15 protein-coding genes and 3 tRNA genes are annotated in these 13,917 nt (G+C 66.3%); 7 read left to right on the plus strand and 11 right to left on the minus strand.

The features are described 5' to 3' along the window. Window positions 1–64 precede the first annotated feature (64 nt). The 3 genes from QO015_RS01040 to QO015_RS01050 all read right to left on the minus strand — a co-directional run bounded on the left by QO015_RS01040 (window position 65) and on the right by QO015_RS01050 (window position 2,608). Complete coding sequence (locus QO015_RS01040; protein ID WP_266282054.1) at window positions 65–1,543, minus strand: ABC transporter substrate-binding protein; 1,479 nt, start codon at window positions 1,541–1,543, stop codon at window positions 65–67. A 491-nt stretch (window positions 1,544–2,034) separates the two neighbouring features. Next, window positions 2,035–2,109: transfer RNA gene (locus QO015_RS01045), tRNA-Glu, on the minus strand. 79 nt (window positions 2,110–2,188) lie between these two features. Then, complete coding sequence (locus QO015_RS01050; RefSeq protein ID WP_266282053.1) at window positions 2,189–2,608, minus strand: VOC family protein; 420 nt, start codon at window positions 2,606–2,608, stop codon at window positions 2,189–2,191. Window positions 2,609–2,904: 296 nt separating this feature from the next. Between QO015_RS01050 and QO015_RS01055 the strand changes: the two genes are divergently transcribed. The 6 genes from QO015_RS01055 to kdsA all read left to right on the plus strand — a co-directional run bounded on the left by QO015_RS01055 (window position 2,905) and on the right by kdsA (window position 5,528). Further along, window positions 2,905–3,489 (plus strand): cold-shock protein, encoded by a 585-nt coding sequence (locus QO015_RS01055; protein ID WP_266282052.1) that lies wholly within the window; start codon window positions 2,905–2,907, stop codon window positions 3,487–3,489. Window positions 3,490–3,491: 2 nt separating this feature from the next. After that, entirely contained in the window at window positions 3,492–3,968 is a 477-nt protein-coding gene (locus QO015_RS01060) for a DUF192 domain-containing protein (RefSeq protein ID WP_266282050.1), read from the plus strand. A 120-nt stretch (window positions 3,969–4,088) separates the two neighbouring features. Continuing rightward, window positions 4,089–4,165 (plus strand) — tRNA-Pro (locus QO015_RS01065). Window positions 4,166–4,203: 38 nt separating this feature from the next. Then, window positions 4,204–4,509, plus strand: a complete 306-nt coding sequence (locus QO015_RS01070; protein WP_266282048.1) for an ETC complex I subunit — start codon at window positions 4,204–4,206, stop codon at window positions 4,507–4,509. A gap of 40 nt (window positions 4,510–4,549) precedes the next feature. Further along, window positions 4,550–4,626, plus strand: a tRNA-Arg gene (locus QO015_RS01075). A 53-nt stretch (window positions 4,627–4,679) separates the two neighbouring features. Then, window positions 4,680–5,528 (plus strand): 3-deoxy-8-phosphooctulonate synthase, encoded by an 849-nt coding sequence (kdsA, locus tag QO015_RS01080; RefSeq protein WP_266282047.1) that lies wholly within the window; start codon window positions 4,680–4,682, stop codon window positions 5,526–5,528. Between the two features lie 3 nt (window positions 5,529–5,531). On the opposite strand, the gene QO015_RS01085 is transcribed toward kdsA, so the two are convergent. Then, a complete protein-coding gene (locus QO015_RS01085) occupies window positions 5,532–6,401 on the minus strand; it encodes a LysR family transcriptional regulator (RefSeq protein WP_266282046.1) in 870 nt (289 codons plus the stop codon). Window positions 6,402–6,546: 145 nt separating this feature from the next. Between QO015_RS01085 and QO015_RS01090 the strand changes: the two genes are divergently transcribed. Next, on the plus strand, window positions 6,547–7,533 hold the full coding sequence (locus QO015_RS01090; RefSeq protein WP_266282045.1) for an aldo/keto reductase: 987 nt from the start codon (window positions 6,547–6,549) through the stop codon (window positions 7,531–7,533). A gap of 30 nt (window positions 7,534–7,563) precedes the next feature. Here the strand turns inward: QO015_RS01090 and QO015_RS01095 are convergent, their stop codons facing one another. From QO015_RS01095 to QO015_RS01125, 7 genes are all read right to left on the minus strand, one after another. Further along, window positions 7,564–8,634 (minus strand): ABC transporter ATP-binding protein, encoded by a 1,071-nt coding sequence (locus QO015_RS01095; protein WP_266282044.1) that lies wholly within the window; start codon window positions 8,632–8,634, stop codon window positions 7,564–7,566. 29 nt (window positions 8,635–8,663) lie between these two features. Continuing rightward, a complete protein-coding gene (locus QO015_RS01100; protein WP_266282043.1) occupies window positions 8,664–9,446 on the minus strand; it encodes an ABC transporter permease in 783 nt (260 codons plus the stop codon). Next, window positions 9,443–10,327, minus strand: a complete 885-nt coding sequence (locus QO015_RS01105) for an ABC transporter permease (RefSeq protein WP_266282041.1) — start codon at window positions 10,325–10,327, stop codon at window positions 9,443–9,445. The genes QO015_RS01100 and QO015_RS01105 overlap by 4 nt, the downstream gene beginning before the upstream one ends. Window positions 10,328–10,449: 122 nt before the next feature. Beyond that, window positions 10,450–11,493, minus strand: a complete 1,044-nt coding sequence (locus QO015_RS01110; RefSeq protein WP_370877446.1) for an ABC transporter substrate-binding protein — start codon at window positions 11,491–11,493, stop codon at window positions 10,450–10,452. 242 nt (window positions 11,494–11,735) lie between these two features. Further along, entirely contained in the window at window positions 11,736–12,515 is a 780-nt protein-coding gene (locus QO015_RS01115) for an SDR family oxidoreductase (RefSeq protein ID WP_266282037.1), read from the minus strand. An 80-nt stretch (window positions 12,516–12,595) separates the two neighbouring features. After that, window positions 12,596–13,252: a cysteine hydrolase family protein gene (locus QO015_RS01120; RefSeq protein ID WP_266282035.1), complete on the minus strand. Its 657-nt coding sequence runs from the start codon at window positions 13,250–13,252 to the stop codon at window positions 12,596–12,598. After that, window positions 13,224–13,814, minus strand: a complete 591-nt coding sequence (locus QO015_RS01125) for a response regulator (protein WP_266282033.1) — start codon at window positions 13,812–13,814, stop codon at window positions 13,224–13,226. Before QO015_RS01125 ends, QO015_RS01120 begins: the two co-directional genes overlap by 29 nt. Between the last annotated feature and the right edge of the window lie 103 nt (window positions 13,815–13,917).

The following is a 13,917-nucleotide window of genomic DNA, read 5'->3' on the forward strand; positions in this document are numbered from 1 at the left end:
GGATGGGGACGGCCCGGCCACGCTGGGTCAGCGTGGCCGGTCGATCTTGCGTCGGTCGTGGGGCCTAGAGCCCGCCGCCCGCCTTGAGGTCCTCGACCTTCTTGGCCGCGTCGTCGGCGGCCTGGTCGACTGTCATCGCGCCGGTCAATGCGTTCTGCAGCATGTCCGGAACGATGATGTTCATGATCTCGGGCGATTCCGGCAGGGCCGGGAAGGGAATCCCGTAGGGCAGCATCGAGGTGGTGACGTCGAGGAACGGCGTCGTCTCGAGGCGGGTCTTCATCCAGCCCGTCAGGAAGCCGTTGAGATTGCCGGGGTTGGAGCCGACCCAGGCGAGCTTCAGCGACCATTCCGGGCTGGTCCACATGCAGATGAGCGCCTTGGCGGCCGGCTCGTCGACCTTGCCGCCGTCGACATATTCGGGCTTCAGGATGTGGATGTTCGAGCCGCCGAAGACGACGGCGCGCTTGCCGTCAGGGCCGGCGGGAATGAGGCCATAGCGCATGTTGTCGATGACCGTCTGCGCCTTCTCCGCATCCGCTCCCGTCGCCTTCTTCTTGAGATCGAGCATGACGTTGTAGTCGGAGGGATGCGAGATCATCATGGCGAGCTGGCCGGCCAGGAAGAGCGGCTGATTGTCGGCCTGCTGGTTGGTGAGCGCCGAAACCGGCACCGACTTGTCGCGGACATACATGTCGTAGGAAGCCTGCAGCGCGGCCTTGCTCTGCGGGCTGCCGAGCTGGACCTCCTTGTAGGTCGGATCGGCCGAGGCTTCGTCGAACACGCCGCCGCCATAGGCCCAGAGCTGCGGCATGAAGCGATAGGGCGTGTTGCCGGCATTCTTGCGCGCGACGAGGCCGTATCCGGAAACGCCGAGCTTGTCGTGAATCTGCTTCGAGTATTTGACGACGTCGTCCCAGGTCGCCGGCGGCTTCTCGGGATCGAGGCCGGCGCGCTTGAAGATGTCGGCGTTCCAGATGAAGCCCATCGTCTCGTTGTTGGTCGGCACGCCATAGGTCACGCCGTCCCAGGTGACCGCCTTCATCGCGCCCGGCCAGAAGTCCTCGCTGGAATAGCCAATGTCTTCCGGCTTCAGCGGCTGGAGATAGCCCTTCGAGGCGAATTCCGTTCCGCCGAGAATCTGCAGGCGCACGACCATCGGCGCCGCATTGCCGATCAGCGCGGTGCGGAACTTGTCGAGCAGATCGTTGTAGGTGATGCCCTGTTCTTCGAGAACGATGTTCGGATACGTCTTCCGGAAGGCCTCGAAGAATTCCTTGTAGTTCTGCCTGAGGATATCCGGGTCGCCCTCGAAGACGCCCTGATACCAGAGCGTCACGCGGCCCTTGTAGTCGAGCGGCGTGACCTTCGCGCAATCGGCCGCGGTATCGAACTCCTTGGTGCCCGCCACCGACTTCACATAGTCGGGCGACCACTTGCTCAGATCGACCGGCGGCGCGGCAAAGGCCGGCGAAATCATCGACGTCATGAATGCGGTGACAACGGCGCCACGGATGGCGGCGCCGGATTTCGATCTCGTCATGGGCTTCCTCCACTCTCCCGTTCCGCGACCCTTCGTGGGGTGGCGGCATTCTCAACTGTCGACGCCGACGGGCGGCGCGTGACGGCCTTGTTCCATCTCCTTGATCTTGTTCGCGGTTATCGTTCTTGGCTTCGCGTCGAAGCATTCGAGCCACACGCTGTGCCGCGCGGGCGCAGGATCGTCCTGTCCGCTTCCTCTTGCTCGGCGGGCAGGGCAACCGTCGGCCCTGGTCGATCGTGCCCCCTCCAAGGCACGGTCGACGCCACGAACCGCGGCGCCTGTCCGACAAGACATCGAACAGAGGCCGATAATGCACGAAACTTGTCTGACGACAAACGCTGATCGCACCAATTTGTCGCAGCGTGATCACGCTCGCGCGAATTGTGCGGCAGCCGTGTGCTCGCCCGGCGATAGCCGATGGCGGCGGCGGTGATCGACGCAGGGATCGCCGCGGAGGCGATCGGTGGCCGATTGCTCGAAAGTGGGGAAGCTGGCGCGCCCTAGGGGAATCGAACCCCTCTCTCCACCGTGAAAGGGTGGCGTCCTGACCGATAGACGAAGGGCGCGTCGGCGCGGCTTATAGAGGCGATTGTCGAAGGTGACAAGCAGCCTCGCCGCGCCTTCAACAGGGCCTGTGGACGAGGCTTACCACTTGCCGGTGTTTGGCATCGACGCCCAGGGCTCCTGCGGCGGCAGCGCGTCGCCGGCCTGGATCAGTTCGATCGAGATGTTGTCGGGCGAGCGGATGAAGGCCATGTGGCCGTCGCGGGGCGGACGGTTGATGGTGACGCCGGCCTTCAGCAGGCGGTCGCAGAGCTCGTAGATGTTGTCGACGCGGTAGGCGAGGTGGCCGAAATTGCGCCCTTCGCCGTAGACCTCGGGATCCCAGTTGTAGGTCAGCTCCACCTGCGCGCTCTCGTCGCCGGGGGCGGCGAGGAAGATGAGCGTGTAGCGGCCCTTCTCGTTCTCGATGCGGCGAACCTCCTTGAGGCCGAACTTGTTGCAGTAGAAGTCGAGCGATTCGTCGACATTCGTGACGCGGACCATGGTGTGAAGGTATTTCATCGGCGGCGTGCCTCCCGGGGTTGGGTCTTTCCGGCAGGCGTGAACGATCCCGTCTGCCGGCTGCCCGCACCATATGGCGAAGGGTTGCGATCGACAAACGGGATGGTCTCTGGGAACCGGCGCGGATTTCCGGGCTTGTGGCCTCAAGGTCACTGGTCAGGAGAATCGGGCATGCTTATTCTCTTGGCAAGGAATCGGTGACTGGCGCTTCGAACAGCGAATCGCTTTTGTGGTTGCCGGACATGCGTGCGTAAACTTGCGGCCGCCAGGAGCGGCCGGACTGGGGGCCGAAGCCTATGGGGTCCAAGATTAACGCCGGTTCGTCGGCGTCGCTCGATACGGGCGAGGATGCTGCCGGGCTGGACCTCTTCGAGGTTGTCGGAGCGATCAAGTGGTTCGACGCCTCCAAGGGCTACGGCTTCATCGTTCCCGACGATGGCAGCAAGGACGTGCTGCTGCATGTCACCTGCCTCCGGCGCGACGGTTTCCAGACCGCCTATGAAGGCGCTCGAATCGTCTGCGAGGCCGTGAAGGGCGCGCGGGGCCTGCAGGCCTTCCGCATCCTCTCGATGGACGAGTCGACCGCCGTGCACCCGGCCCAGGCCGGTCCGCCGCGCACCCATCAGGTGGTGACGGCGACCAGCGGCCTCGAGCGCTGCGTCGTCAAATGGTTCAACCGCGTGAAGGGCTACGGTTTTGTTTCGCGCGGCGAGGGGACCGAGGACATCTTCGTCCACATGGAAACCCTGCGGCGCTTCGGCCTCATGGAGCTTCGCCCGGGTCAGACCGTGCTCGTGCGTTTCGGGCCGGGCGACAAGGGCCTGATGGCCGCCGAGATCAGGCCGGACGGCGCCGCGGGCGGCCCCTCTTCGTCGCATTGACGATGATCGCCGTCGCCTTTCGCCGGCCGGGCGGGTTCGCCCTCGTCCTCGCTGCTTTTCTTGCGCTCGTCGCTACCCTCTCGCCATCCCTTGGACATGCCGCGGCGACGGGGGACAAGCTCGTCGTGACGACCCCGGCGGGAAAGCACTCCTTCTCGATCGAGTGGGCCACGACGCCGGATGAGCGCAGCCGGGGGCTCATGTATCGCAAGGACATGCCGAAGGATCACGGCATGCTGTTCGACTTCGAGACGGACCAGACCGTCGGCTTCTGGATGCGCAACACCTATCTGCCGCTCGACATGCTGTTCATCGACGCAACCGGCGTCATCAAGCGGATCGAGCACAACGCGACGCCGCTGTCCGACAGGCTCATCCCGAGCGGCGCGCCGGTCCGCTATGTGTTCGAGATCAACGGCGGGCGGGCCGACGCGCTCGGAATCTCGGAAGGCGACCGGGTGGCGATCCCGCAGCGCTGACGGGGGCTGCGAACGCGCTTCGGCGCGACCTTGTCGCGCTGGTCTTCGACGGCGTTGCACGGCCTTGCCGCGCTTGCGGTGCGCGGCGTTGAAATGCTAATCGAAGCCCGACGTCGGTCGCGGGGCATAGCGCAGTCTGGTAGCGCATCTGGTTTGGGACCAGAGGGTCGCAAGTTCGAATCTTGCTGCCCCGACCATCGACGGTGTGGGCGGTAGCTGGGAACAGAGCGAAGACATGGTTGCACGTATCTTCAAGCCGGCGCGCAACGCCATGCAGTCCGGTCAGGCCAAGACCGAGCGCTGGATGCTGACCTACGAGCCCGAGGTGCCGCTCGCGGTCGAGCCTCTGATGGGCTACACCTCTTCGGCCGACATGAAGCGGCAGATCAAGCTCAGCTTCGAGACGCTGGAAGAGGCGATCGCCTACGCCGAGAAGAACGGCATTCCCTATCGCGTGTTCGAGCCGCACGAGGCGACGCGCAAGAAGATTTCCTATTCCGACAATTTCCGGTACGGCCGCCTGCAGCCCTGGACGCACTGAGGCGCAAGGCTTGCCGCGCGCCGGCCGCCGCTCCTGATCCGGCCCCGTAGCTCAACCGGATAGAGCACTCGCCTTCTAAGCGAGTGGTTGCGTGTTCGAGTCACGCCGGGGTCGCCACCATACGCCTCGGCGTGTATGGAAGGCTGCGTCCGTTCCACGAGGCTTTCCGAATGTCCCTTTCTCCCAATGCCCATGTCAGAGTCGACGGCGGCGCCGGCCCGGTTACCTTCGGCAACGACCTGCCGCTGACGCTGATCGCCGGTCCCTGCCAGCTCGAGAGCCGGCAGCATGCCTTCGACATGGCCGGCCGTCTCAAGGAGATCGCGTCCGCGCTTGGCATCGGGCTCGTCTACAAGACCTCCTTCGACAAGGCGAACCGCACCAGCCTTTCGGGCAAGCGCGGCGCCGGGCTCGACGCTGCGTTGCCGATCTTCGCCGATCTGCGCCGCGAACTTGGCCTGCCGATCCTGACCGACATCCACGAGCGGGAGCAGTGCGCGCCCGTCGCCGAGGTCGTGGACATCCTGCAGATTCCGGCCTTCCTCAGCCGCCAGACGGACCTCCTCGTCGCCGCGGCCGAAACCGGCCGCGTCGTCAATGTGAAGAAGGGCCAGTTCCTCGCCCCCTGGGACATGAAGAACGTCGTCGACAAGATCACGGCGAGCGGCAATCCCAACGTGCTGCTGACCGAGCGCGGCGCGAGCTTCGGCTACAACACGCTCGTCACCGACATGCGCGCGCTGCCGATCATGGCCGCGCTTGGTGCGCCGGTCGTGTTCGACGCCACCCATTCGGTGCAGCAGCCGGGCGGGCACGGCGGGTCTACCGGCGGGCAGCGGGAATTCGTGCCCGTGCTCGCGCGTGCCGCGGTCGCGGTCGGCGTGGCGGCCGTCTTCATCGAGACGCATGAGGATCCGGACCGTGCCCCCTCGGACGGGCCGAACATGGTGCCGATCGCCGAACTGCCGGCGCTTCTCGAGCGCCTTGTCGCCTTCGACCGCATCGCCAAGTCGGCCTGACGCTCACATCTCCTGCGGCTGCTCGCCCGCGAAGAGCGGGCGATGGGCGCGGATGAGCTTCGAGATGCGCTCGGCCGCGGCATGCACCGCCGGGTCGTGGCGGTCGTCGTGGTGGGTCACCAGCCATTGTTCCGAGGCAAGTTCGGCGATCGGCGGTCCGATGCGCCGCAGCGCCGGTTCGGCGTCGCCGATGAGGCAGGGCAGAACAGCGCGGCCGGCGCCGGCGCGCGCGAGGTCAAGCAGCGTGCGCGCATCGGTGCAGCGAAAGCCGATCCGCGCGTCCGGCCGGCGAGCCAGCCATTCGGCGGACGGGGTGATCGCCGCCTCGCCCGCGAGTGCGATCCAGGGGAGGTCGTCACCCTCCTGGCCGGCAAGCGCATAAGCAGCGAAGCAGACGGTGGCGACACGCCGCCCGGCCAGCCCGATTCCGTCCGGCCGGCGGTTGCGGATGCCGATATCGGCGGCTCGGCGGGCGATATCGAGCCGCGCATTGGCTGTGACGAATTCGATGGTCCAGCCATCGCCCGGCGCGTGCAGCGCCGCGATATGGCCGGCAAGGAAGGACGTCATCCAGGTCCCGGCGGAAATGCGCACGGCGCGCCGGCTGGTCTCGTTGGCCCGCCAGCGCTGGATCGCGCCGACCGCCTGCTCGACATCCTCCGCCTGGCCGAGCAGCGTTCGGCCTGCTTCGGTCAGGTCGTAACCGAGCCGTCCACGATCGAACAGCCGGAGGCCGAGCCACTTTTCCAGCGCCGTGATGCGCCGACCGAGCGTCGCGGCGCTGGTCCCGGTGCGACGCGCCGCCGGGCCGAGCCCGCCGTCGCGCGCGACGGCGAGAAAGAGCGAGAGATCGTTCCAGTCGAGGTCTTTCATTTCTGAAATGCATCATGCGGAACTGGCGATTGCGCAAGTCCCCCTGCGGGAGCAATCCTCTCGTCATCGCCGCCGACATGGTTCCGTCGCGCCGGCATCTCCCTTTCATTCCTGCACTGATCAAGCCTCGACAAGGAGTTTCGCGATGCTCATGCGTTCGCTCTGGGACGGCCTCGAAATACCCGCGCTCGGCTTCGGTGGCTGGGCGATTGGCGGCCCGTTCTTCGCCGGCGACGTGCCGCTCGGCTGGGGCGCGGTGGATGACGACGAGTCGATCGCCGCCATTCACCGCGCCCTCGATCTGGGCATCCGCTTCTTCGATACCGCCAGCAACTATGGCGGCGGCCATTCGGAGGCGGTGATCGGCCGGGCGCTGGAAGGGCGCAAAGACGTGGTGATCGCCACCAAGTTCGGCCATGTCACCAACCCGGCGACCAAGCAGGCGGAGGCGGACAATGTCGCGCCAGAGTTCATCACGCGCATCGTCGAGATGTCGCTGAGAAATCTCCGCCGCGAGAAGATCGACCTCCTGCAGCTTCATCTCGGCGGACTGCCGATCTCGGAAGCGGAGGCGGTGTTCGAGCAGCTCTCGCGGATGCGCGAGGCGGGCAAGATCGACGCCTTCGGCTGGAGCACCGACGATCCCGAACGCGCGGCCGCCTTTGCCGGGCTCGACGGCTTCGTCAGCATCCAGCACAACATGAACGTGCTCGATCCGGCCGACGCGATGATCGCCGTCATCGAGAAGGCGGCTCTCGTCTCGATCGATCGCGGGCCGCTGGCGATGGGGCTTCTCAGCGGCCGTTTCGCGCCGGGCGACCGGCTGGCCGCGAACGACGTGCGCTCCGCCTCGCTGGAGTGGCTGACCTATTTCAAGGACGGGCGCGTCTCGCCGGAGTTCTCGGCGCGCCTCGACGCCATCCGCGGATGCCTGACGACCGGCGGCCGCACGCTGGCGCAGGGCGCCATCGGCTGGCTCTGGGCCCGATCCCCCGCCACGTTGCCGATACCCGGCATTCGCACCGTGCGGCAGGCGGAGGAGAATGCCGGCGCGCTCGCCTTCGGCCCCCTTCCGGCGGATGTCATGGACGAGATCGAAAGGCTGCTCGGCCGCAGCCGCGTCGCGGCCTGAGTCGATCGCAAGTTCCCGGGGCGCCGGTCCTCAGTAGGCCGGCCCCTCGAGGACGAGAATATCCTCGCGGCCGAAATTGACGGTGATCGGCTGGCCCCGCTCCGGCGGGGCCGCGTTGGGGCGGTTGAAGGTGTCGAGCGAAACGGCGGTGTCGCTGAAGCGAACGCGAATGCGCACCACCGAACCCAGGAAATGCACCTCGTCGATCACGCCGTCGAGATTGTTGCTGGAGCCGTTGGCGCGGCCGATCGAGAGCGCCTCGGGCCGCAGCGCGACCGCGACCTCGTCACCGGTCGAGGCGCCGTTGAGGCCGCGATTGGTGACGACCTCCTGGCCGTCGATCTGAACCCTGCCGGCGGCGCTGTCGGTCACCTTGCCACGCAGGATGTTGAGCGTGCCGACGAACGAGGCGACGAAACGGGTCTTCGGATAGTTGTAGATCTCGAAGGGCGTGCCGAGCTGCTCGATGCGCCCCTCGCTCATAACGCAGATGCGATCGGACATCGACAGCGCCTCTTCCTGGTCATGCGTCACGAAGATGGTCGTGATGCCGAGCTGGCGCTGCAGGGCGCGGATCTCCTCGCGCAGCGACACGCGGATCTTGGCGTCGAGCGCGGAGAGCGGCTCGTCGAGCAGGAGGATCTGCGGCTTGATGGCGAGGGCGCGGGCGAGGGCGACGCGCTGCTGCTGGCCGCCCGACAGCTGATAGGGGTATCGGTCGGCGAGCTGCGGCAGCTTGATGAGATCGAGCATCTCCCTGACGCGCGCGTCGATCTCGCTGCCGCTGCGATGCGCCACTTTTAGGCCGAAGGCGATGTTGTCGCGCACCGTCATGTTGGGGAACAGCGCATAGGCCTGGAAGACCATGCCGATCTTGCGCTGATGCGGCTTCAGATTGGTGACGTCCTTGTCCTCGATACGGATCGTGCCGCTGCTCGGCATCTCGAAGCCGGCGACCATGCGCAGGATCGTCGTCTTGCCGCAGCCGGAGGGGCCCAGAAGCGTCAGGAACTCACCGCGAGCGACCTCGAGATCGACGCCCTTCACCGTCGTGTTGCTGCCGAAGGTCTTGGTGAGGCGATTGATCGAGAGGAAGGCCATGGAGTGGTCCGTGCGTCCTGCTTGAAGGCTCAGCGTTTCGAGCCGGGCGAGAGATTCGCGACCAGCTGGATGAGGCCCATGCAGGCCCATGTCACAACGAAGGCGATGATGGCGAGCGCCGCCGGCTCATAGGCCCGGTTGGCGCCGATCAGCTGCATATAGGGCCCGAAGGCCGGCCGGTTCAGAAGGCTCGCCATCGTGAACTCGCCGATCACGATCGCGAAGGTGAGGAACGCGCCTGACAGGACGCCGACGCGGACATTGGGCAGGATCACCTGAAGCATGATCCTGAGCCAGGAGCTGCCGAGGCTCTGGGCCGCCTCGGTGAGCGTGCGGATGTCGATCGAGCGCATCGCCGTGTCGACCGAGCGATACATGTAGGGCAGTGCCAAGGTCACATAGGCGAAGATCAGCAGCAGGTCCGTGCCGCGCGCCGTCGACGTCAACGGCAGGAAGGACGAGGAATTGTACATCCTCAGATAGCCGAACACGATCACGATGGCGGGCACGACCAGCGGCAGCAGCGTCATGAACTCGACGACGGGCCGAAGGCGCGGCAGCTTCAGCTGGACGAGATAGGCTGTCGGCACCACGAGGGCCACGCCGACGATGATCGTGAGCAGGGCGATCAGCGCCGAATAGCCGAAGCTCGCCTGAAACCCGGGATCGCCGAGAACGACGCGATAGGCCTCGAAGGAATAGGTGCCGCGCTGCATGCGCAGCGAGAATTCGAAGGTCGCGATGAGCGGCACGAGGAAGTAGATCGCGCCGAAGATGAAGCCCAGCCAGGGGATCAGACGGGACTGCTTCATCGTGTCCACCGTGCGCTGCGCGACGTCAGCCAGATATAGGCCCCGTTCGAGAGGCCGGTGATGAGGATCATGCCGAGCGCCAGCGCATAACCGAGATTGGGATCGTGCAGCACATCGCCGCGGATCTGCGCATAGAGCAGGATGGTGACGATGTTGAGCGAGGACCCGGTCAGCGCATAGGCGGTGGCGATCGCACCGAAGGCGTTGGCGAAGAGCAGCAGGAAGGCGCCGAGCATGCTCGGCCACAGGACGGGCAGGGCGACCATGCGCCAGTACTGTGCGCTCGTCGCGCCCAGCGTCGAGGCCGCCTCGCGCCATTCCTTTTTCAGCCCGTCGACGGCCGGCGAGATCACAAGCACCATCAGCGGGATCTGGAAATAGAGATAGACCAGCGTCAGTCCCCAGAAGGACAGGAGATTGAAGCCGGAACGGTAGATGTTGATGCCGAAGATGTTCATCAGCAGCGCGGTCACCAGCCCGGTGCGTCCTAGCGTCGCCAGGAAGGCGAAGGCGAGCGGTACGCCGGCAAACTGCGAGGCGACGCCGGAGAAGGTCATCAGGGTCGGCCGCACCCAGCGGGGCAGGTGGCCGAGAATCGCGGCCAGCGCCAGCAGGAAACCGAACAGCATGCCGCCAAAGGCCGAGGCCGCGCTGATCTGGAGGCTGATCGTGTAAGACCGGATGATGGACGGCTGGAAGAGATTGGCGATGTTGGCGAGCGTGAAGGCGCCGGTCGGATCCTGGAAGGCGCCGATGACCAGATTGGCCGCCGGCAGCAGCAGGAACATCAGGGAGAACAGGACGAACGGGACGACGCCGAGCCAGGACAGCGAGAGCCGTCGGCGCGGGGCGTCGGTTGCGGTCGCAAGCGTTGCGGTCATCGATCCTCGCCGTTCAGGGGCCGGCCTCCCGGCGCCGCCGGTCATCATCCGGATCGAGGGCGCGGCCTCGCCGGCCGCGCCCTCGTGTCTCTCTTCCCGGCCGAAGCCGGGATCCTAGCAGCTTACTTCGCGACGTCGGCGCCGACGACGGTGTCCCACTGCTTGGAGATGACTTCCTTGGCAGCGCCCTGCTCCTCGAGCGTCGGGAACACGGCCTTCTCATAGGCTTCCGCCGGCGGCAGCTTGGCGAGCAGATCGGCCGGGATCTTGCCGTTCTTGGCGAGGTCGTTGAAGCGGATCGGGTGGCAATAGCCCTTCAGCCAGCCGAGCTGACCCTCGTCCGAATAGAGATACTCCATCCAGAGCTTGGCGGCGTTCGGATGCGGCGCATAGGCGCTGATCGCCTGGACATAGACGCCGGCGACGACGCCCGTGGCCGGGATCACGACCTCGACCGGCGGGTTGCCCTTCAGCGTGTCGCGGTCGGCGAGGGCGTTGTAGTCCCAGCGCAGCACGACCGGGGTCGCGCCCTGGGCGAGGCTGGCGGCCTTGCCGGTGACCGGGACGAAATTGCCCTTCTTGTTGAGCTCGGCGAAGAATTTGAGGCCTTCCTCGCCGGCCTTGGACGCGTCGCCCTTGGCAGCCGAGAGGCCGGCCGCGTAGACGGCCTGGATCGCCTGGTTGGCGGAGCGCGGGTCACCGGCGAGAGCGACGGAATTGGCGAGGTCGTCGGCGAGCAGGTCCGGCCAGTCCTTCGGCACGTTCTTGACGATGTCGGTGTTCACCTCGAAGGCGAGCACGCCGTAATAGTCGCCGTACCAGTAGCCGTCGGCATCCTTGGCGGCGTCGGGAATAGTGTCCCAGGTCGAGACCTTGTAGGGCTGAAGCAGGCCTTCGGCCTTGGCCGAGGGGCCGAAGGACAGGCCGACGTCGATGACGTCCGGGGCCTGCGGGCCGGTATTGCCCTTGTTGGCCTTGATCGCCTCGATCTCGTCGCCCGAGCCGGCGTCGGGATTGAGCTCGTTCACCTCGAGGCCGTACTTGGCCTTGAAGCCGGCGATCACGTCGCCATAGCCGCACCAGTCATGCGGCAGGGCGATCGTCGTCAGCGATCCCTCCTTCTTCGCGGCCGCGACCAGATCGTCCATGCTGTCGGCAAGAGCCATGCTCCCCGAGGCCACGAGGGCCAGCACCGATACCGTCAAACGCATCCCGTTGGTCTTCATTCTTGCCTCTCCGTTTGCGGCCGACGCCCCGGGCGCCCCCATCCGACCAGACCGGATGCTAAGCCGTCTACCTGCAACGACTATCATGCCTCTTTGAAGCTTCGATGTCATGTCGGCGACGCGTTGCGCCGCAGCGCGACAAGACGCTTCAGGGAGGCTCCGCAGCAGGCGGAGAGGAGAGGCTAGACGAGGAGCGACTGCCCGCCGTCGATCCAGACCGGCGTCCCGGTGATGTGCCGCGAGGCGTCGGAGGCGAGGAATCGGACGAGATCGGCGACGTCCTCGCTGGTGCCCGGCTTGCCGCGCGTGAGCGGCACCTGTCCTTCCGGATAGTCGGCGGGGACCCGCGCGGCGTCGGTGTTGCGCTGGTCGGTGTTGTCGTCGATCTCGGTGCCGATCGCGCCGGGGCAGATGACGTTGACGCGGATGCGGTGCTTCGCGAGCTCGAGCGCCGCCATCTGGCCGAGCGCCAGTTGGCCCGCCTTGCTCGTGGCATAGGCCGACGCGCCGGCGGAGGTGAAGGTCCGCGTGCCGTTGATCGACGAGGTGATGATGATGGAGCCGCCCTCGGCCAGCATGTGCGGCACCGCGTAATGCATGGTCAGGAACGTGCCGCGAAGGTTGATGGCGATCGTCTTGTCCCATTCCTCGGGCGCAAGTTCATGCAGCGGCGCCCAGACACCGTTGACGCCGGCATTGGCGAAGACGATGTCGAGACGGCCCAATTCGCCGACGACCCGTCCGATCGCTGCGCCGATCTCGTCGGCGACCGAGATGTCGCCGGTCAGGGCGATCGCTCGAACGCCGCTCGCGCGGGCGGCCTCCGCGGTTTCCTCCGCCTCTTCGCGCGAGCGCGTGAGAACGGCTATGTCGGCGCCCGCTTCGGCCAGCCTGAGCGCCGCAGCCCGCCCGATGCCGGAGCCGCCCCCGGTGATGAACGCGACCTTGCCCGAAAGTTCCATGATGTCCGCCGCTGCTGGTTGGTGATGCCGCGGACACAAGGGCGGTGGAGGGGGATTCGTTCCCGTCGAACGGACGCGCTTCAGCGGGGCCAGAGCGCCAGAAGCTGATCGGCGGTGAGGGTCTGGATCTGCTGGAAGAAGCGTGTGCGGTAAAGCGTCAGGACGGCGTCATGCGACGAATCCGTCGAGCCGCAGATCGCGTCCGTCACGATATAGATCGGATAGCCGAGATCGACGGCATCAAGCACCGTCGCCAGCACGCATACGTCGGTCTCGGCGCCGGTGACGATGAGACCGTCGGCGCGGTGCTCGGCCAGAAATCCCGCGAGGCCCGTGCCCACAAAGGCCGAATAGACCGGTTTGTCGATCACCGTTCCGGCCCGGGCGATGAGATCGAGCGGCGATGCCAGCTCCAGAAGGGCGGGATCGATCAGCCCCAAGGTCGCCTGGCGCCAGCGCCTGTAATATGCCCGCCAGGTGCCGCCGACGTCTTCGGGTCGCTCCGGCGGGACGAAGCGCGAGAAGATGTTGCGCTCCGGCGCATGCTCGGCGACCCGCGCGATCGCCGGCAGGACCGCCTCGAGCCAAGGTGTCGGCCAAGGCCCGTCCTGAAGGAACAGGCGTTGGGCATCGACGCAGAGATGAAAGGTGGAGCGCGTCGGCTGCCAGGGAAACTCCTCCGATTTCAGCTCGAAGGCCATGGCACCGCTACGGCCTGGAGCCGCTCCGCTGGTCATGGCAGAGCTGCACGAGGCGCATCAGTTCCTCGCGCGGGCGTCCCTGCCAGGGCGTGAAGGTCGCGTCGATGGAGGCGAGCGCCATCTCCAGCGCACCCGCCACGAGTTCGTCCGCTTCTGCCTTCGTCGGTGCGAGGCTGCGGGCGAAGACGCGCAGCTCGGGAACGAGATCGGTGATCCGCGGTGCGCCGGCGTTGCGGGCGACGGCGATCTGGTGCTGCTCGAAGACCGCGCCCACCAGCTTGTCCAGCCCCGACGACTTGCTGATGCGGGCGGCGTCGGCGAAGCGGGAGGGGATCGCCACCTCGTCATAGGCCGAGAAGAACACCAGCGGCGTCGCCAGATTCTTCAACTCGTCAGCGACTGGAAAGACGAGCTCGTCGCGCACATTGAGATCGAGCACCGCGATCTCCATCTCCTCGCGCCGGATGATCCGCGCCGCCTCGGCGATACTGGGCACCGGGCCAAGCACGACGGTGCCGGCCCTTTCCAGCGCCTGTGCGATGTCGTCGGCGATGAGATAATCGTCTTCGACGACGAGTACCCGCATGACAGTTGTCACATCAACGTCCTGACATTCGACGACATGGCCTTTCGGGTCCCGTTCTGGCGGCGCCAGCGAAGGGCGATGGCGAGGTCGAGCCTGCGGGCGAGTTCCAGCATTC

The organism is Kaistia geumhonensis (assembly GCF_030815145.1).
In the GTDB taxonomy this organism is placed as follows: domain Bacteria; phylum Pseudomonadota; class Alphaproteobacteria; order Rhizobiales; family Kaistiaceae; genus Kaistia; species Kaistia geumhonensis.